Annotated in this window: 15 protein-coding genes; 7 read left to right on the top strand and 8 right to left on the bottom strand. The window is 40.4% G+C overall.

Features of this window, described 5'->3' with window-relative positions:
* Positions 1-32: 32 nt before the first annotated feature.
* Together bcp and ACHWSC_RS01635 are read left to right on the top strand one after the other, a co-directional pair.
* The gene (gene bcp, locus ACHWSC_RS01640; protein WP_145327507.1) at positions 33-494 is read left to right on the top strand and encodes a thioredoxin-dependent thiol peroxidase; all 462 of its coding nucleotides are present in this window, start codon (positions 33-35) and stop codon (positions 492-494) included.
* Positions 495-557: 63 nt separating this feature from the next.
* A complete protein-coding gene (locus ACHWSC_RS01635) occupies positions 558-2,027 on the top strand; it encodes a glycine--tRNA ligase (protein ID WP_075994392.1) in 1,470 nt (489 codons plus the stop codon).
* A gap of 92 nt (positions 2,028-2,119) precedes the next feature.
* On the opposite strand, the gene ACHWSC_RS01630 is transcribed toward ACHWSC_RS01635, so the two are convergent.
* The 6 genes from ACHWSC_RS01630 to ACHWSC_RS01605 all read right to left on the bottom strand — a co-directional run bounded on the left by ACHWSC_RS01630 (position 2,120) and on the right by ACHWSC_RS01605 (position 11,898).
* A complete protein-coding gene (locus ACHWSC_RS01630; protein ID WP_394675575.1) occupies positions 2,120-3,559 on the bottom strand; it encodes a hypothetical protein in 1,440 nt (479 codons plus the stop codon).
* A gap of 76 nt (positions 3,560-3,635) precedes the next feature.
* Positions 3,636-5,354 (bottom strand): M64 family metallopeptidase, encoded by a 1,719-nt coding sequence (locus tag ACHWSC_RS01625; protein WP_394675574.1) that lies wholly within the window; start codon positions 5,352-5,354, stop codon positions 3,636-3,638.
* A 216-nt stretch (positions 5,355-5,570) separates the two neighbouring features.
* The gene (locus tag ACHWSC_RS01620) at positions 5,571-6,431 is read right to left on the bottom strand and encodes an AraC family transcriptional regulator (RefSeq protein ID WP_070570223.1); all 861 of its coding nucleotides are present in this window, start codon (positions 6,429-6,431) and stop codon (positions 5,571-5,573) included.
* Positions 6,432-6,496: 65 nt separating this feature from the next.
* Complete coding sequence (locus tag ACHWSC_RS01615) at positions 6,497-7,699, bottom strand: DUF4369 domain-containing protein (protein ID WP_394675573.1); 1,203 nt, start codon at positions 7,697-7,699, stop codon at positions 6,497-6,499.
* Complete coding sequence (locus tag ACHWSC_RS01610; protein WP_394675572.1) at positions 7,686-10,025, bottom strand: glycosyl hydrolase family 95 catalytic domain-containing protein; 2,340 nt, start codon at positions 10,023-10,025, stop codon at positions 7,686-7,688. Before ACHWSC_RS01610 ends, ACHWSC_RS01615 begins: the two co-directional genes overlap by 14 nt.
* Positions 10,015-11,898: an alpha-L-fucosidase gene (locus ACHWSC_RS01605; protein WP_394675571.1), complete on the bottom strand. Its 1,884-nt coding sequence runs from the start codon at positions 11,896-11,898 to the stop codon at positions 10,015-10,017. Before ACHWSC_RS01605 ends, ACHWSC_RS01610 begins: the two co-directional genes overlap by 11 nt.
* A gap of 593 nt (positions 11,899-12,491) precedes the next feature.
* Here ACHWSC_RS01605 and ACHWSC_RS01600 point away from each other — a divergent pair.
* The gene (locus tag ACHWSC_RS01600) at positions 12,492-12,980 is read left to right on the top strand and encodes an META domain-containing protein (protein WP_394675570.1); all 489 of its coding nucleotides are present in this window, start codon (positions 12,492-12,494) and stop codon (positions 12,978-12,980) included.
* A 134-nt stretch (positions 12,981-13,114) separates the two neighbouring features.
* On the opposite strand, the gene ACHWSC_RS01595 is transcribed toward ACHWSC_RS01600, so the two are convergent.
* Positions 13,115-13,861, bottom strand: a complete 747-nt coding sequence (locus ACHWSC_RS01595; protein ID WP_394675569.1) for a hypothetical protein — start codon at positions 13,859-13,861, stop codon at positions 13,115-13,117.
* 64 nt (positions 13,862-13,925) lie between these two features.
* Here ACHWSC_RS01595 and ACHWSC_RS01590 point away from each other — a divergent pair, with 64 nt between their 5' ends.
* A complete protein-coding gene (locus tag ACHWSC_RS01590) occupies positions 13,926-15,098 on the top strand; it encodes a trans-sulfuration enzyme family protein (protein WP_394675568.1) in 1,173 nt (390 codons plus the stop codon).
* A 70-nt stretch (positions 15,099-15,168) separates the two neighbouring features.
* Here the strand turns inward: ACHWSC_RS01590 and tpx are convergent, their stop codons facing one another.
* Positions 15,169-15,669 carry a thiol peroxidase gene (gene tpx, locus ACHWSC_RS01585; RefSeq protein ID WP_394675567.1) on the bottom strand — a complete coding sequence of 167 codons (501 nt, stop codon included), beginning with the start codon at positions 15,667-15,669 and terminating at the stop codon, positions 15,169-15,171.
* Between the two features lie 148 nt (positions 15,670-15,817).
* On the opposite strand from tpx, the gene ACHWSC_RS01580 reads away from it, so the two are divergent.
* From ACHWSC_RS01580 to ACHWSC_RS01570, 3 genes are all read left to right on the top strand, one after another.
* Entirely contained in the window at positions 15,818-17,041 is a 1,224-nt protein-coding gene (locus ACHWSC_RS01580) for an OmpP1/FadL family transporter (protein ID WP_286734479.1), read from the top strand.
* A gap of 25 nt (positions 17,042-17,066) precedes the next feature.
* On the top strand, positions 17,067-18,371 hold the full coding sequence (locus ACHWSC_RS01575) for an SGNH/GDSL hydrolase family protein (protein ID WP_394675566.1): 1,305 nt from the start codon (positions 17,067-17,069) through the stop codon (positions 18,369-18,371).
* A gap of 167 nt (positions 18,372-18,538) precedes the next feature.
* A complete protein-coding gene (locus ACHWSC_RS01570; protein ID WP_070570243.1) occupies positions 18,539-18,955 on the top strand; it encodes an OsmC family protein in 417 nt (138 codons plus the stop codon).
* Positions 18,956-18,986: the final 31 nt, after the last annotated feature.

Genomic DNA, 18,986 nt, shown 5'->3' with positions numbered 1-18,986 from the left:
ATCGTATCTTAATCGACTAAATACAATGTAATATGGCAACACTAGAAATAGGACAGAAAGCACCGGATTTCAGTGCAAAAAATCAACATGGTGAAACAGTCCATCTTTCAGATTTTAAAGGGAAAAAAGTTATTTTATATTTTTATCCAAAAGACAATACACCAGGTTGCACCACGGAAGCCTGTAATTTCAGAGACAATTATCAGTCTTTGAAAAAAGATGGTTTTGAAATCATAGGCGTAAGTGTGGACAGCGAAGCATCGCACCAAAAATTCATCAGCAAACATGAGCTTCCTTTTCAGCTGCTTGTAGATGAAGACAAGAGCCTTGTAGAGGCCTATGGTGTATGGGTCGAAAAGAACATGTATGGCAAAAAGTATATGGGCACAGCGCGTACTACTTTTGTGATTGATGCAGATGGCATTATCCAGCATATCATCAAAAAAGTAGATAACAAAAATGCGTCCCAGCAGATCCGTGATTTAGGCATTTAAAGAATACCTCTTATCAAGAATCTTATATCTAAAATCTAAAACTAATATCTATATTTGCCACTTATGAGCAAACAGACAGACGACTTTTTCAAAAGTGTAGTATCACACGCGAAGGAATACGGTTTTGTATTTCAATCGAGCGAAATATATGACGGATTAAGTGCCGTCTACGATTACGGTCAATTAGGTTCGGAATTAAAAAACAACCTAAAGACATATTGGTGGAAATCCATGGTGCAATTGCACGAAAACATTGTTGGTATTGATGCCGCAATTTTCATGCACCCTACGACATGGAAAGCCTCTGGTCACGTTGATGGCTTTAACGACCCGATGATCGACAATAAGGATTCAAAAAAACGTTACCGTGCTGATCAATTGATCGAAGATAAGATTGCACGGTATGAGGCAGATGGTAAGACAGCTGAAGCGGCTGCATTATTAGACGCTTTGAATACCGCATTGAATGCAGACGATTTAGCTGGGCTAAAAACCATCATTGAAGAACATAACATCGTATGTCCGGTTTCAGGCACCAAAAATTGGACTGAAGTACGTCAATTTAATTTGATGTTTGCAACTCAAATGGGTGCTATGGCCGATGGAGCAGATCAAGTTTATCTTCGCCCTGAAACTGCACAAGGTATTTTCGTCAACTTCCTGAACGTTCAAAAGACAGGACGTATGAAAATTCCTTTTGGTATTGCACAAATTGGTAAAGCTTTCCGTAACGAAGTAATTGCACGTCAGTTTATCATGCGTATGCGTGAATTCGAGCAAATGGAAATGCAATTTTTCTGCCGCCCGGGTACTGAATTGGAATGGTATAACAAATGGAAAGAGACACGCTTGAAATGGCACTTGGCACTGGGCTTCGATCCATCAAACTACCGTTACCACGACCACGATAAATTAGCGCATTACGCAAATGCTGCAGTTGATATTGAATTCAACTTCCCATTCGGATTCAAAGAAGTTGAAGGTATCCACTCGCGTACAGATTTTGACTTGAAACAACATCAGGAATTTTCTAAAAAGAAAATGCAATATTTTGATCCTGAAATCAATCAAAACTACATTCCATATGTAATTGAAACTTCAATTGGATTGGATCGCCTTTTCTTAACTGTATTATGTAACTCTTTGGTAACAGAAGATCTTTCTACAGCAGAAAAACAAGATTCTCGTGTTGTATTGAAATTTCCACCAGCATTGGCACCGGTAAAAGCTGCAATTTTACCATTGACCAAAAAAGATGGTTTACCAGAAAAAGCACGTGAGATCCTAAATACGTTAAAATTGGATTACAACGTTCAATATGACGAAAAAGATGCCATTGGAAAACGTTACCGTCGTCAAGATGCAATCGGAACACCAATCTGTATCACAGTCGATTACGATTCACTGGAAGACAATACCGTAACCATCCGTCACCGCGATACGATGGCACAGGAACGTGTTGCCATTGCCGATCTTGAAAAAATATTGAATGACTTGGCTGGTTGGAATACCTTGCTTAAAAAATTGATATAGCCAATCCGCTATCACAGAAAAGGTGTCCATTGCTGGACACCTTTTTGTTTTAATAGATGTAGGGCGGCTAGATGCTAAGTACAATAACTGTGCTAGTATTCTATCACAATATGATCGTCCCAATGTTCATTCTTCACGATCTGAAAACCCAAATTCCCATTGGCAGTCTCCAGCAATTTGCCCTTAAACTGTATTTGAACATTATTTCGAATTTCGCTTCCCAGTTCAAATGTACGCAGTAATTGGCCGTCTTTGAAAACTCGAAATTGATACCGAATAGCCTTGTTATCGAGATAATAGCCCATAAATTGGTTGAACGAAAAACTTTGATCAGCTACCGTAAAATGTGGGACAACCGTCAATACACTTTTATCGAACTGATCGCTACTTCGCGTCATAAAAGGATAATAATGAAATACAGGATGAAGTTGCTCCACCTGAATACTATCAATTGCGCTCAGATCTTCGCTGTCTGTAAAGGTCAACTTGACCTCACTGTAGATCCGGTTTAACTTCAGTACCCGCTCTAGCGCCCCCTTAACCTCAAAGGTATCCCGACCTGCAAACAACTCCGCAGATTGTTCAGAAAAAGCATTCGTAGCATAAAAGTGTTCAAAATCCACAGCCTCTGCCATAATCAGTGGCAATGTTGAATTTTTAGCAATCAGACTCAGGTAATAGGTTCCATTCGGCAATTCAACATCGAAAGTTTCCTGCGAATTAAGTACGCCCGATTTGATCATGGCCTTCGATTTTGCATCGAACACATGGTAGTAAAATTTGCTTGGTAAAGCGGCCGGGTTGACTTGTCCGTAAACCATCAAGTTATCCATCTTAAAGGTACCTGTCGTTGGACTGAAACCCGCTCCTCCATCCCTGCTACCCGCAAATAATGAAATTTTCAGCCAGAGCTCTTTGCTATTACCAAGAGGAATATTCGCCAACGATGCACTCACAGGGATTTTGGCTGAAAGTGACACATTCGATGGATACTTGATTGTGTCCGAGAGCGCCAAAAAACTATTCCCCATATCCAGGGAATAGCTCAACATGAGCGCTCTTGGTCCTGTACTCGAACTATTGCATTCAAAGGTCCAAGTACCCAGCGAGTGAATACCTGTGGTAGGGATTTTGACCAGGATTTCTTTACCACCTTTGAAACTAATGGCTTTTCCCGTTGCGGGCCAACCGCCTAAAAAATCATAGTCTGTCTTTTCATTGTTGTAATCGATCGAAACAGCGGCATCGAGTGCGACTTCTGGAACAGTGTTGCTATTATCAAACGTCCAGTGGTACAGCAATTCGTTTTCGGAAGCAGCTCCGCTCAGCGCAGCTCGTTTTGCCGTGGTTGATTGTTTTTTTAGAGGAGTAACAATCGCTTCAAAATCCTTGACTTTGAATTTTACCGCATGAATTGTTTCATTGTTTTCATCAGGAAGTTTTGCATGCTTTTTGCACGAAGGCATTGCGGCTAAAACCAGGATGAATACACATGAAAGAATTCCCCAAGTTGACTTGGATTTTCTTTTCATAAATATAAATGATTTATAAGTTAATTAACCGGCAGATTAAAATTAACTTATAAATCATTTCACTCCAATAGTATAACTAAAAAGTTACAATCGTTTTCTCACTTTTGCAAGTGGTCTCTTTATCTATTTTTTGAACGTATATCTTTCCAGAAGAGGTTGTTAATTTCATTTTGAGCACATTATTCACCCCTGTTGGACGTACATACTCACCATTAAATTCGTCCCATTCATAGATCGGATTCCCCTCTTCATTCAACCAGATATAGTTATAACGCGCATCGACTTTATCCTTTACTGTCAATTGTACTGTGTTTTTCTTCTTGTCGATTTTAACCTGAATATTCTTTGGCTTATCAATTTTGTCCAATGTGTTGATGTAAACTTTTGTTTTCCCGGAAACCCGGTCATTCCAAATACCACGGACGAGGTATACTTTTGACTCCACAATATTTTGTAAAAAAATATTATTGCCCGTCTCTTCCCAAAATCCTGTGGCGGCATCATACCAGCGATATTCAAGTCCGGCAATAGGATGCTTTACTGTAAGCACCTGAGCACCACCATAACAGGTTTCCAATGTATCGCCCCATGTGATCGATGCCTTCGCTAAATCAATCAATTTTACCTGATTAAATGTCCACACAACCGAGTCTCGATGGTTGACATAGGATGGATTACGTAATAGATTTGTCGTATCTTGAATCATCACCTTCAACGTATTCGCTCCAACGCTTAGCATTCCTGGATCAAGGTAAATCGAATCAATGTCGGTCGCAATTGTTTGATCATTCAACAACCAGGACATTTTAAAGGTGTTCGGGGAAGGTTTTGCCAGACGTAGCGAAAACTTCTGAACACTATCTAAGGTAATCGGCTTATCGAGGGCAGGTTTTACCTGAATAAATGGACTTGACTTCTTCTTGATGGAAGCAACAAATTGCTCTTGACAAACGGGACAAAATGGAGCTACCAGGTATTGCATTTTACAATATTCATGTGGTCTAAACCAGTTAGAGGGCGAACCTTTACCACCATAAGAGTAAATACCAACTCCGTCTTTTCCAAGCCAGTATTTCCAGGGGACCTGCTTTGCATCTGCCGATTGCGAGCGGTTTACAGACTCAATAGCATATTGATTACCAGCCCAATACTCATCCGCAAGCTGGGCAAAGGAATGTCCAATTTCGTGCACCGCGATGTCATTGCTCTTAAAATTAACAGTAGAAGTTGCCCATTTTCCTCCTGAACCACCATAAAATGGGGAATTGACCAGCACAACGACCTGTGTATAATTTGGGGTATGCATTTTCAATACCTCTTCAATACGATCATTTTTCTGCGGTACAACCAAACGATGCAAACCACCATTGTCAAAACTGCTTCCAAAAATCGTGTTCGGATGAGCAATCGGAACAGCATGATCCCGTGTAAACTTATTGTAACGTGGGGGATATTTACTCAGATCGGTTTCACCATGTACACAGTCACCGGCTTTGCAGTCGTGCACTGCACCAGATTCCTCGGAGATCGTACGAATAGCAAACACATTAAAAAAACTGCTGTATTGCTTGAAGGGTTCGATCGAGAAAAAATAGTTGGTAAACTGCTTGGCATCGGCAGCGTAGTCATCCAGCTGCGATTTGGTGTAACCGTCCCCCAAAATGACCAAATTGACAATATGCTTATCCGTTCCTTGGTATTGCAGCGTATCGATCTTAAAAAGAGAAGATTGGGCCCGGAGCTGCAGCGCAGATATACATAAAACTAGGAGTGCAATAAATAGATTTTTATTCATCGGAATGGTTATCGTTAGAACTCAAAAATACCATTTTAGCACCTGCTATTTTTAAATTTTATTGACGAGTCTTTCTCCGATATTGTCAACAAAACCATTCTTCCGATTTCCGTAGAGGGGAGCCTACCAAAAATCAACGGCATGAGGATCCAGCTATAGCTCGGAAATCCCCATAGACTATTCCATTAAACGGCATAGTAACATCCGCCAAACAGCCTAGTCGCGCATACGATGTTCCTGTACATATTCACTCGGCGAAAGTTTGGTTATTTTCTTGAACACCCGATTGAAATTGACAACATTGTTAAACCCTGTTTTAAAAGCGATATTAGAAACACTTTCCGAAGATTCGTCAATCAACATTTTACAGGCGCGTTCAATCCGGATTTCATTGAGGAAGGTAACATAGGTTTTCCGGGTATGTTTCTTAAAATACTTGCAAAATGCGTGTGGAGTCATGTGTGCTACCGCTGCTATATCTTCCAAGGAAATCTTGTCTCCAAAATGCTGGAAAGTATATTGGAATATTTCATTGATTCGCAATCCTTCGGCATCTGAGAACTTCTTTTGTGGAATACCCGTATACAGCGAAGTCCATTGATCTACTTTTTTACTTAAAAAATTAATCAGCTTCACAAATGAGAGGAGACGATCTATGCCTGCACTCACGTTAATCTGCACAAATTTCTCTTTCAACGCGACGGAATGCTCCGCATCCAATTTTTTACTGACGTTGATGTGTTCCAGGAAATACTTGACATCATCGAATTCAGGAAAATCCAGAAAGGGTTTAAAATGTTCGTAGTCGAAAAAAATATGGATGGCATGAATGCCATCCCTTATATCTTCCCCCGTTTTGAACATATGCGGTTCATCCGCATCAACGATATAGATCTCGTCCTCTTCAAAACTATGTGTAAAGTTGCCAATCATAAAGGTTCCCCGCCCTTTCAGGATGTAGGTCAGCTGGATTTCCTTGTGTCGGTGATAGTTGCTATAGAATGAAGGCAGAATGTCTTCCTGCACACAAATAGATCCTTGGTAAACAACCGGAACTGTAAATTGAACGACTTTCATTATGTATTGAAATAACAAATATTAAACAGTTAATTCAAATGTAAGATTTTTTAAGACAATAATCGTTAATTTTTAGCAAGAAATTCCTTTACCTTCCCTAAAAACTGTGGCATTGCTGGATCCTCACCACTCAAGGATAAAATTTGGAAGGTCTGCGGATTTATCCATAGATAACTTGGCGTACGATCTATACCAAAATCATTTTCCATCGTTGCCTGGTCATTATAATTCAAAAAGTAACTCTGCTTTCCTAGGGCCAGCTCCTTACTTGATTTGATCCATTTATCCAGATCCTTATCCAGCGAAAAATAGATAACCTTTACCCCCATCGCGTTCAATTGAGATTCTTTTTTCCATAACATCTCCATATCGGCCTTGCTATTTGTATTGGAAGTTCTCCAAAACGCGGCAATCAACATTTTAGCTTTTGAAATATCCTTTAAATTCAAACTATCCCGTTCTACATTCATCGGACTAATAGCAGGAAATACAGGCATATTTTCGTAGAAGTCTTTCACCCTATCGACCTTTTCGCGGGCAAATTTAAAATAAGGATGCTTCTGCAAATCCGTATTAAAACTCAGCAATGCGGCATCGAATTTTTTATAATTCGTCTGATCCAAGGAGATGTATTTAAAAAAATAAGGCAATACTAAGGATGAACGGTGGGTACTATCGAGAATAAAATCGGCATATAGTGTGCGTGGATTAAATGCGGCATTGCCGCTTAAGCGCTGTATTTCATCCACTGTTTTTTCATAGGAACCATCATTTCTTGCAGCCATCGAAGGCAACTGGCTCTCCAACTGCCTTACCCGTTGGCTTTTATTTGCCGTTTTATTTTTTTCCTCCTCTTCACGCTGTTTGTAGTTCGAATTGAACTGTATGAAATCCTTGGCATTCTGCGAAGAGGTTGTCAAGGTAAACTTACCCTGATTTTCACTCAGATCATAGTCACTCCCGCCTTCGACAAATAATGTATAGGCCTCCATACCCTTTATCTGAATATCATAAAAACCGGCCATGGCTAGTTCGCCTTCCAAAACAAATTGCCCATTAGCAACCTGTGTTTTTACAAATTGCTGCAGTTTATTGTCGTGATCGACGAGGCTCACCTGAGTCCCGTCCCCGGCAGTGGTTTTTCCAGTTATCTTATAGCTAAAGCTATTCAATAAGGCGGCTGTCTTCGCCGATTCGGACTTTTGGGTACAGGCTGTCGTCCCCAAGGCCAGCACAGAAATCAAGCAAAAATATTTAACGAACTTCATAATCTTTATAGTTTCCGTTTTCAAATAGACGAAGCTTTCCTTTTTTACCTTTAATCTGCAAGGCGGAAACCTTTCCATTTTCCCATTTGATGTCTACGGTATAGTTTCCACGGGTTTTAAGTCCCTTAACTTCACCCTTTGACCAGGCTTTAGGCAGAGCAGGTAATAGATGGATATAACCATTGTGGCTCTGTATCAACATCTCGGCAATCCCGGCTGCACCGCCAAAGTTTCCGTCTATCTGAAAAGGCGGATGCGCACAGAACAAATTAGGGTAGGTACCTGCCCCGACTCCCTGATAGGTTGTTTCATTGGTAAAAGCAGGCTTAAGCAACTGCCTTAGAATTTCGAGTGCATGATCACCATCCTGTAATCTCGCCCAAAACAATATTTTCCAGGCTCTAGACCAGCCCGTTCCTTCATCGCCACGTACAGCTAAAGTCTTACGTGCTGCGTCAGCCCATTCAGGTGTCGTCTGTGGCGAGATAAATGCCGCAGGATACAGACCATATAAATGTGATACATGCCGATGTTTAGGTTCAACTTCCTGGTAGTCCTCGAGCCATTCCATCACACGCCCCGATGGGCTAACAACTACCGGCGGAGGGATATCCTTCAGCTTCGATTTCAAGGCACTGGCAAAACTATCTTTTGTCGCAAGGATAGAATCGGCTTGAATCACTGCCTGGTATAATTCCCGTACGATCTGGTTATCAATGGTAGGTCCCATCACAACCGCAGCAACTTTTCCATTGGCCATTCGGAAAGCATTTTCTGGCGACACCGACGGCGAAGTGACCCACCATCCTGTTTTAGGGTCCTGAACCAATGTATGATCGTAAAACTCTGCCGCTCCTTTGAGTATCGGATAAATCTCTTTGAGGTAATTTTTATCCCCGGTAAACAGATAATGTTCCCAGAGATGGTTACATAGCCAGCCTGATGCCGTACTCGCTCCCCAGGAAGCCTGCTCACCCGGAGCAGAATACCCCCAGATATTCGTCATCATATAGACCACCCAACCCGGTGCGTTATAGTAAGCCTTTGCTGTCTGCTCGCCAGTTTTTGCAATCCGCTTTATCATTTCGATAAAAGGCTTATGATATTCGCTCAGGTTATTGACCTCCACGCCCCAATGATTCATCTGTGCATTGATGTTGAGATGATAGTCACCATTCCAAGGTGTATTGATCTGATTAGCCCATAGTCCCTGCAAATTTGGCGGCAGAGAATTTGTATTTTTAGGAGCAGCACTTGAAATATTCAAATACCTTCCATACTGATAATAAATTGTGGCCAGATCAGGGTCCTGAACTGGATTTTTATAGAAATTGGCAATCCGTTCATTGGTAGGGATAGCGTTATTCGCCGTATTTCCAAACAAATTAAGATTTACCCGATTAAAGATTTTTTGATAGGCAGCAAGATGGTTTTTATATATTTTCTGTTCGTCAGCAGTTTTTGCTGCTGCAACAGCCGCTCTGACAACAGGTAAAGGATCCTTTCCATAATAGGAAGTACTTGCTGAGAAATAGACCGTGAGACCACCTTTTGCAGACACCGCTAAGGTTTTATCCTTTTTGGTGATCCGCAGATTTTTACCTTTAACCTGAATTAATCCAACGAATTTCAGATTTTTACCTCCCTTTCCATCAGGCAAAGATCCCTCGATCAGAATCCCATCGTCCAACAAGGTATAACGGTCAATATTTTCCTGGCGCTGGAATGATATGCCTAACTGCTGTACCTCATCATTATGTTGACTCAATTGGATAATACCTACATTATTGTCAAAAGAAGTATAATAACGACGTTGGACCTGTTGTCCGTTGATCTTGAATGAAGTTTGTGCCGAGGCAGTCGCTAAGTCCAAGGAACGCTTGTAATCTTGGATCGTTCCCGCGGGCAATTTATAATCCAGTAAAAGGTCGCCGAATAACTGATAACAGCCATAGGGAACCTTTGCACCATTACCAAAACCAGACCCCCTGCCTTTGGTCACAAAAGTTTCATTGACCAGTTTTTCGGCTTCATCATTTTTACCAGCTTTAAGCAGTGCCTGAATAGCTTCAACATTTTTGTAGGCTTCATAATTATTGGGATCTTCTGGACTGCCCGACCACATACTGATCTCGTTGAGCACGATCTTTTCCTGACTAGGGTTTCCATCTGGCATCATGCCGATAAGTCCGTTTCCCAATGGCAAAGTTTCTTCCCAAACCTTCGCGGGCTTATTATACCAAAGTACGAGTGGATTTTGTTGGGCAAAAAGCAACGTGGTATGACATATACATACCACGATAAGCATTAAAAATTTATTTGCCATACAATTCAAGTTCCGCTATGGCTAATTCATTGCCGTCGATAAATTGTTTTGGTTCAAATTTGATAAACTTGGTTGCGCTGTTTGTATCAAAAAACACCTGTTGCAAAATTGGATTTGCCTTAATATTGGAAAACTCGCCCTCTTTAACAAGGGTCCATGTTTTTCCGTCGGTACTGGTTGATATTTTATAATGTGTTGGTGTCCCTATGTTCTTTCCATCCTGACGAGGAAGGAAGCCGATACCAGAAACAGGTTTTTCTGTAGCGACAACGATTACACCTTGATCGGCAACAGTCGCAAAAGTACTTGGTTTTCCGTCAGAAATATAAGCATTATTATTAGATCTACCTGTCGAAATCTTAAATCCAGTCAGCTTTTTCACCTCTTTGGTATTAAATGCAAAAGGCTCGTTATACTCCTTGAACAATCCAAAATCACTGAGCGTAATCGCTACAGGAGCATAAACATGAAGACGTAATTTACTTGCAGTTTGAGGTTGCTCGAGTTTGATGAGGCGGTTTGCGCCGATACTTGTTGCTTTGGCTAAAGGCTTCCAGCTGTTATTTTCCCAACGTTCAATCGAAACACTATCGATACGTTGTCCCAACTTAATATTCTCTCTCAACTGAATAAGGTCGAACTTAGCTGGGGATTTTAATTTTATTTCCAATGTAGCCGATGTTTTGGAATCGTCTGTTGCCCAATAGCTATAGCGGTCGTTATCGGTAATAAATGAAGTACCATAGGATTTTGAATCACCATTACGGACATTGGATGCAGTGATGGTTGCTCCCTTAGCCAGATTTGTACGGAAAGTTTCCTTCACTTTTTTCCCAAAAGCCTGCAGCGACTTCACATCATTCTCATGTAATGTACCAGAAGGCATCGGTGCTAAGCCAAGATTCATGCATGCTCCTCTTCCAACTGATTTTAAATAGATCTCAAAAAGCTGATTTGGTGTTTTTACACGGCTATCTTGTTCTTCATGATAAAACCATCCCGGACGTTGTGGCACGTCACATTCAGCAGGTATCCAATATTTACCATTACGGTCACCTGTTTCGGCATTATGTGATTCTGTCGCTCCGGGTACAGCGACTTTTCCGTTTAAGCCAATCGGCGTAAATGTTGCCCATGAAGTTTCAGCAGCAAATCCTTTTTCATTACCCACCCAACGCATATCCGGACCGATATCTGAGAAAATAACCGCTTCAGGCTGTAATTTTCGTACAATTGGCCAGGTTTTTTCATGCCACTCATAGTAAGTTGTTCGATCGATGATACGCTTTCCTTCATGGCCACCATAAAAGCCATCACCACCATTTGCTCCGTCATGCCAGGATGTAAACAAAGGGCCATAATTGCTCATCAATTCAGTCAGCTGCTGTCTGTAGGCTTCAGCATAGGCCGGAGTACCGTAACGTTCATCGTGACGATCCCAAGCAGAAAGATATACACCAAATTTCATCCCATTTCGATGGGTCGCTTGCATAAAATCTTTGACCATATCACCTTTTCCATTTTCCCATGGTGAAGAAGCGATACTGTAGGATGTTGTCTTGGTTGGCCACAAACAGAATCCATCATGGTGTTTTGCCACACTAATTAAGCCCCTGAAACCACCTGCTGCTGCTGCCTTAGCAATTTGATTTGCATCAAAAGCCGAAGGATTAAACAACGAGGGCTGTGCATCACCATACCCCCACTCCTTATTTTGGAAAGTTGTCGGTGTATAATGAATCAAACAATACGTTTCCATCTCTTGCCACTTTAATTGACGCTCGGTTGGCAGAGCCCCGTAAGCTTTTAAAGTATCTGATTTGGCTATAGGCCCGCTGGAAAGTAAAATGGAGGATAACAAGATTGTCAACATAGTCTATATTTATGTGCTAGAAAATTAGGTTGTAAAGCCCTAAGATAAGAAGTTTTGCAAAATACTGTATGTAACATTTGCGTACAAAACCGACCGATGCTCAGCTCCAATAGGATTTATCCCTAGGCCAAATCGTATTCTTTGTTCAAATCAATCGATTGATTAAAACAAGAATTCCAATTTATCAATGGTGCTATTTACAGCCAGTTATTTCACTTTTTGTATAGCTGCATAGCGATTTTTTATCTTCAACACCAAAGAAAAACATGCTTTACCTCGATTGATATGCTATATCAACCCAAAACTGTCCTTTTTTCACCCTAATTTCCCCAAAAAATCAGATTCTTTCGCTTGTCGGTCAAACAAAAATCATCCATCCGTTATTAATAGAGGATAAAGTAGTTAACAGCATTCAAATAGATGCTTCATTGGGCTATACTTGAGATTGGCATGATAATTATAAGTATAGGGCAGAAAAAGGAATGTTTTTTCTGAAAGTGTCTGTCTTTATTGATCAAAAAGAACCTTCAGGTTGTTTTCATGGTTTTTGATGCTGAAGAAATAATGAAAGTTTTATATTATTAAAAATGATTATGAGAGGTAATTTAATGATTTTAGCGGTTGCATTGGCGTTTTCAACAATCGCATGTAACACAACTGGAAAAAAAGCTGAGGCAACAGGTACTGGCGACACGGCTACTACCGTTCAAAAACCAAGCACAGTGGACAATACGTCTTTAGAAGGCACCTGGGAACTTAAATCCCTGACCACACCAGAAACTGCAGGAAAACAACTTAAGGATTTATTTAAGGATAAAATTCCAACATTGACTTTCAATACAAAAGACCACAAAGTAGATGGTAACAACGGTTGTAATGGTATTGGTGGAACCTACGAAAGTGAAAAAGGCAATTCGATCAAAATCGGTGATAAATTGGTTTCAACCATGATGCACTGTGAGAATGCAGCTTACAACGAATTTATGAATGGTTTAAAGTCTACGACAAACTTTGATGTACGGGATAATGAATTGACATTTATTTCCGGAGATATCGTCGTGATGCAATTCGTCAAAAAATAAGTTAATCTTCTGATAAAAGAGAGGCCGGTACATATACCGGCTTTTCTTCTTTAAGAAATTATTATCTTCGATCCTCTTAGTATTTCCAGTTTCTTTGTTTTACGAAAGTTTAAAAATTTTAAGATGATGGAACACTAATTGAAAAGCTTCGCATCCCAGCTCTTCTCGTCAAAAAAACTACGTTCGCCAATTACAGAAACAGATATTGTAGTTTTCCTTCGATAATTGTTTGTCGACAAGGCTCGGGGAAGAAACTCTTCCAGCACCATAAATCCTTTGATCTTATTAGGCTTGGTATCATAGTCACTAAATATCTGAACAGATTTAAAAGCTGAATTAGGATAACTTACAACGAGGCTATCTAGGTTCTTCGCCGAATTAAAATAGAATGTTTTTTGGGACCTGAGTTGCTCGTCGACGTAGCAGTACTCCCCTTTTAGCAAATCACCTATGTATTGATAAGAATATACTCGGGTAGGGGTACCTTCTTCAAAAATTTTACGTTCGACAATTTTCCCTCCCTCAAATAATAGCTCCTGCCTGTCTGAAAATATAAGTTCCTTATTAAAACTCTTTTTTTCAAGTATCATCCGATTTCCGTTTACACGAGCGTCCCAGTACACGTTATCTGTAAAAAAGGGGACAAATCCGTTCGTGGTAGGTATCTCTAAAAATCCCCCTATAATGCGATCCAATTGTTTTCTACGATAACTCAGTTTCATTTCGTTCACATTAGACATAAATGATTCAGCGGTAGATGACTGCAAATAAAGGATCGGAATTTCCTTTGGCCTTTGCTCAAAGATCATTTCCTCGTCCTTTGAACAGGAAAAGCAAAGCACTAGGAATATAGTACAAGGCAAAAGCCATATTTTTTTCATAAAATGGGTTATTTCATTGCTAATTATACAAATATAAAATTTTCATCTCGTACCTTTACACATCATGAAACAAGATCAATCTAAAATCATACGTGAACAGGTCGATCGTTCAGCACTTCGCGAACATTCGACTCCTTTATACCTTACATCAAGTTTTATCTTCGACAGCGCTGAACAAGGTCGGGCGGTCTTTGCTGGCGAAGAGGATGCAATGATTTATTCCCGCTATGCTAATCCAAATACTTCAGAATTCATCAACAAAGTTTGTATTCTTGAAGGTGTAGAAGCAGGATTGTCTTTTGCATCAGGTATGGCAGCAGTATTTGCCTCCTTTGCAGGAATTATCGAAAGTGGAGACCATATCGTCTCTTCACGTGCAATATTTGGCTCTACACATCAGTTATTTACGGAACTCTTCCCACGTTGGGGTGTTACAACAACTTACGTAGACGCAGCTAATCCGGAAGAATGGGAAAAAGCGATCCAGCCAAATACGAAAATCATCTTTTTAGAATCGCCATCCAACCCAGGTCTAGAATTGGTTGATTTGGAATGGTTGGGTAAATTCAAGGAGAAATATCCTCATATCATTCTGTCGATCGACAACTGCTTTGCCACACCTTATCTTCAGAAACCGATTCAATATGGATTTGACCTGGTTATCCATTCGGCGACCAAATATATGGATGGACAGGGTCGTGTTTTGGGTGGAATTGTTGTCGGAAAACAAGAGCTTATCGATAAATTGATGTTCTTTATCCGTCATACAGGCCCGGCATTATCGCCTTTCAATGCCTGGATCATATCAAAAAGTTTAGACACGTTGGGCATCCGTATGGACCGCCATTGTTCTAACGCATTGGCTTTGGCCGAGGCATTGGAAAATCATGCGGAAATTGAGGATGTAAAATATCCATTTTTACCAAGCCATCCACAATATGAGCTTGCCAAGAAACAGATGAAAGCTGGTGGCGGTATTGTAACCTTTGTTGTAAAAGGTGGTTTTGAGCGAGCAAAAGCCTTTGTAGATCATTTGGAAATGATTTTATATACCTCTAATTTAGGAGATTCAAGATCAATCGCAACGCATCCAGCCTCCACCACACACTCAAAATTGTCGGAAGATGAACGCCTGAACTTAGGCATCAAACCGGGCAGTATCCGCCTGTCTGTGGGTCTGGAAGATCAACAAGATATCATCCACGACATCTTGCAAGCATTAGAAAAAACAAAATAACAACAAGAAGACATATTAAATAAAAAAGCCTTTGCTTGTGCAAAGGCTTTTTTATTCATTCACATCCTTCTTAATTCAACGATGCTATAGCTGCGGCATAGTTTGGCTCGTCAGCGATTTCTGCAACTTGCTCTTCATACAACACTTTTCCAGTTTCATCTAATGTAATGACAACACGGCTCAACAAACCCGCCAAGGGGCCGTCCGCAATAGCCAATTGATAAGCATCAGAAAAGTTTGAATCTTTATACTCTGATAATGTCACTACATTATTTAGACCTTCTGCCGCACAAAAGCGACCTTGTGCAAAAGGTAGATCTTTCGATATACATAACACGACAGTATTATCCAACTGCGATGCTTCTTTATTAAATGCACGTACGGAAGCGGCACAAGTTCCGGTATCTACACTAGGAAAAATATTTAATACAATTTTCTTTCCTTTGAAGTCTAGTAGAGACTTATCGGAAAGATCGCCTGCAGTTAATTTAAAATCAGGAGCTTGCTCGCCAACCTGTGGTAAACTGCCTTTCGTGTTTACTGGATTGCCTTTAAAAGTGATTGTAGCCATATAATATGATCGTTTAATTTTTAGTATCCTTGCATTTAAAGGTACGAGCAAAAAAAATATTACACAACATTTATTAATTTTAGTCAAACATTTATTATGTTAGCATTGTATTTGAAAGAGGAATGTTAACCAAATAATAAACACTAGTATGAAGAAACTACTATTCTCAATACTTTGTGCAAGTCCGTCACTCTTGTTTGCACAAGGATCACAAGTGAATCTACAAAGTCCCAAGGCTGTTGGAATGGGGGGAGCAGGTTCTGCTTACTTTATAGACGAATCTTCCATTTTCTATAGTCCGGGAGCTTTAGCAAAAATGGACCATAATGCTATATCAGTTGCCGGCAATGCTGTGATGTACAAATCCGCATTTCAAGAGATTGGAAGCACAGTAGTTTATCATACAAAAAACCAAGTTACTCCTCCTTTTTCTGTATTTGCTGCTCTTGGACCCAAAAGCTCCTGGTGGAAAGCAGGTATTGGTATTTATACCCCTTACGGAGGAGCTGTCGATTGGGGGAAAGAATGGATTGGAAAATTCAGCCTAGTAAGTCTTTCTTTACGCGCCATCTATATCCAACCTACATTAAGTATTAAACTAACTGATAACTTCAGTATTGGGGGAGGGTTTGTCTATAATATTGGTACTGTTGATCTAGAAAACTCCGTTCCCGTATTCTATCCAGACGGTCATGCCGGACTAGCTACCCTCAAGGGAACTGGAACTGGCACAGGTTACAATGTAGGTATTCATTACAATCTAGATAATGATTTTGCCTTATCATTAAGTTATCGCTCTAAGGTAGTTACCAAACTTAAAGATGGAGATGCTATTTTCGAGGTACCTGGTGCCGTAGCAAGTAATTTTCCTGCAGGAAATAAGTTTAGTGCAGAATTGCCTTTACCTTCAACTTTTGCTGCGGGAATTGCATTCCCAATTTCGGAAAAATTGAAGATGGCAGTTGATGCCACTGTAATTGATTATGACATATACAAGGAATTAAACTTTGATTATAAAGAAAATACACCTGTACTACAAGATACACGATCACCCAAGAATTACACCAAAGCAGGCTCCATCAAGGCTGGGATTGAATATCTTGCTTCTGAAAAAGTACAATTGCGCGTAGGTGGTGGCTATATCGCAACTCCAGTCGCTAAAGATTATGTGTACCCGGAAACACCCGATAATAATAGATATTTAATTTCTGGTGGTTTTACGGTTAAACCATCGTCAAAATTTGATATAACGGGCTCTTTTGCATACCAACGCATCATTGCTCGTCAGGCAACTAATGTAGATAGTCATCTCTCAGGGACATATAAAACAAATATATTTGCTCCGGGTATTGGTGTAAGCTATAAATGGTAATTATTGACAGTCAAATTCAACTAAAATGAAAAAAAACAAACTTTATATAGCTGCGGCGTTAGCACTTTTAGCAATCGCCTCGTGCAAGCCTTCGTTGGACGAGTATACACCTTCTGCGGGATCGCTTAATTTTTCAAAATATGTTGCCATCGGAAATTCATTGACAGCAGGTTATGCCGATGGCGGACTCTACCTGGAGGGCCAAAAGGTGGCTTACCCCAATTTAATTGCGGAGCAATTAAAACAAGTGGGTGGTGGTGAGTTCAAATCGCCATTTTTCAGTGAAGATCAAGCCAATGGTTCTGGCTATATTACGCTTACAGCACTTGTCAATGGACAGCCTGTAACGGCACAGGTAACCGATAAATTAGCTTATCGCTCGGCTTCACCAAAATTGTTGACCAAATATACAGATCCGATCAACAACCTTGGTGTACCAGGCATGCGTATGGATATGGCTTTTGTAGCTGGGATAGGGTCACAGGCCGGAAATATGTACTTCGAACGTTTGTTACCCGATGCAGATGCGATGAAAACATATTTTGCCTATTCCACCACGCAAAACCATACCTTCTTTAGTTTTGCTTTAGGCAATAACGATGCTCTAGGCTGGGCCACAAACGGTGGTGTAGAAGATGGTCCAACATCAACATTGACCTCTACAGCGCTCTTCACGTCTTTATTGGGCAACTATGTAACGACATTAACTGCTGGTGGACAAAAAGGCGTACTGGCCACAATTCCAGATGTAACAGCAACACCTTATTTTACGACGGTAACCCGTGCTGCTTTATTGGCAGCCGTGAATGCAACAAATCCGCCGACACCGGTAACAAATATCTACATTGCCACAAAGTCAGGTCCTCGTGCTGCTACTGATCAAGATTATTTTGTGCTCCCTTTCTCATCAACAGGATTATTGGGAAAACCAAATGCAGCACAAATTCCTTATGGCTTGCATCCTTTGAACCCCGTGGAAGACAAATACGTACTTGATGTAAGCGAAACGGCAACAGTCGTACAACGCATCAATGAGTATAATGCGGCCATCAAAGCTGCTGCAAACTCAAAAGGTTTAGCATTAGCTGATGTGCACGATTTCTTGAACAATGTAAAAGGCGGTGTCCGCATCAATGGATTAGCCGTTAGTGCAAAATACATTACTGGAAATGCATTCTCGCTGGATGGAATACACCTTACACCAATTGGAAATGCGCTGATGGCCAATATTTTTATTACAGCTATCAATTCAAAATACGGCTCCAAGATTCCACAAGTGGACGTAGCGAAGTATCGCGGTGTTAAATTACCTGATACTGTTTCAAAATAAACAGTGATCAATATACTGACAAAAGGCAGACGAATAATCGTCTGCCTTTTTTGTATATTTGTTTAGTATAGATTGAACAGAAAAAACTCGTTTTAATTGTAGAAAGGGTGACTTCCTGTCTCACGTTCCACAGCCTAAATGAGCAAAAAAGAATAAAATAGAATAAGATGAAAATCAAATTAAACCGTGTCAACCAAGCTGTGCATTTCGAAGCCAGCAGTGAATTATCTCCTGTCAAAGTCAACATTGATGGCTCGGAAGCTATCGGCGGTGAAGGAAAAGGTGTTCGTCCAATGGAATTGGTTTTAATGGCACTAGGTTCTTGCAGCGTCTTTGACCTCCATAGCATATTGGTAAAACAACGCCAACAAATTGACGATATCCAGGTCGAAGTTGAAGGTAAACGCCGGGAAGAAATTCCACAAGTATTTACAGATATTCACATTAATTTTTTCCTAAAAGGTGAAATTGATGAGGTAAAAGCAGCCAAAGCGGCTGAATTAGCCGTTAAAAAGTATTGCTCAGTACACGATATGCTTGCCGCTGGTGGTATTAATATCACGTATTCGTTGAAAATAAACTAAGAAAATACTTTCTTAGCATCTGATAATCCTC

This window comes from uncultured Sphingobacterium sp. (assembly GCF_964277905.1).
Lineage (GTDB): Bacteria > Bacteroidota > Bacteroidia > Sphingobacteriales > Sphingobacteriaceae > Sphingobacterium > Sphingobacterium siyangense.
Note: the sequence above shows the minus strand (reverse complement) of the source record. Positions and strands in the feature narration are given on the sequence as shown.

What these genes read in the sequence shown, in the direction of transcription:
- ACHWSC_RS01620 (WP_070570223.1), bottom strand. Translation starts at nt 6,431, where the DNA reads ATGAAAGTCGTTCAATTTACAGTTCCGGTTGTTTACCAAGGATCTATT.
- ACHWSC_RS01590 (WP_394675568.1), top strand. Translation starts at nt 13,926, where the DNA reads ATGAAACAAGATCAATCTAAAATCATACGTGAACAGGTCGATCGTTCA.
- ACHWSC_RS01600 (WP_394675570.1), top strand. Translation starts at nt 12,492, where the DNA reads ATGAGAGGTAATTTAATGATTTTAGCGGTTGCATTGGCGTTTTCAACA.
- ACHWSC_RS01615 (WP_394675573.1), bottom strand. Translation starts at nt 7,699, where the DNA reads ATGAAGTTCGTTAAATATTTTTGCTTGATTTCTGTGCTGGCCTTGGGG.
- ACHWSC_RS01570 (WP_070570243.1), top strand. Translation starts at nt 18,539, where the DNA reads ATGAAAATCAAATTAAACCGTGTCAACCAAGCTGTGCATTTCGAAGCC.
- ACHWSC_RS01610 (WP_394675572.1), bottom strand. Translation starts at nt 10,025, where the DNA reads ATGGCAAATAAATTTTTAATGCTTATCGTGGTATGTATATGTCATACC.
- ACHWSC_RS01595 (WP_394675569.1), bottom strand. Translation starts at nt 13,861, where the DNA reads ATGAAAAAAATATGGCTTTTGCCTTGTACTATATTCCTAGTGCTTTGC.
- tpx (WP_394675567.1), bottom strand. Translation starts at nt 15,669, where the DNA reads ATGGCTACAATCACTTTTAAAGGCAATCCAGTAAACACGAAAGGCAGT.
- ACHWSC_RS01630 (WP_394675575.1), bottom strand. Translation starts at nt 3,559, where the DNA reads ATGAAAAGAAAATCCAAGTCAACTTGGGGAATTCTTTCATGTGTATTC.
- ACHWSC_RS01575 (WP_394675566.1), top strand. Translation starts at nt 17,067, where the DNA reads ATGAAAAAAAACAAACTTTATATAGCTGCGGCGTTAGCACTTTTAGCA.
- ACHWSC_RS01625 (WP_394675574.1), bottom strand. Translation starts at nt 5,354, where the DNA reads ATGAATAAAAATCTATTTATTGCACTCCTAGTTTTATGTATATCTGCG.
- ACHWSC_RS01580 (WP_286734479.1), top strand. Translation starts at nt 15,818, where the DNA reads ATGAAGAAACTACTATTCTCAATACTTTGTGCAAGTCCGTCACTCTTG.
- bcp (WP_145327507.1), top strand. Translation starts at nt 33, where the DNA reads ATGGCAACACTAGAAATAGGACAGAAAGCACCGGATTTCAGTGCAAAA.
- ACHWSC_RS01605 (WP_394675571.1), bottom strand. Translation starts at nt 11,898, where the DNA reads ATGTTGACAATCTTGTTATCCTCCATTTTACTTTCCAGCGGGCCTATA.
- ACHWSC_RS01635 (WP_075994392.1), top strand. Translation starts at nt 558, where the DNA reads ATGAGCAAACAGACAGACGACTTTTTCAAAAGTGTAGTATCACACGCG.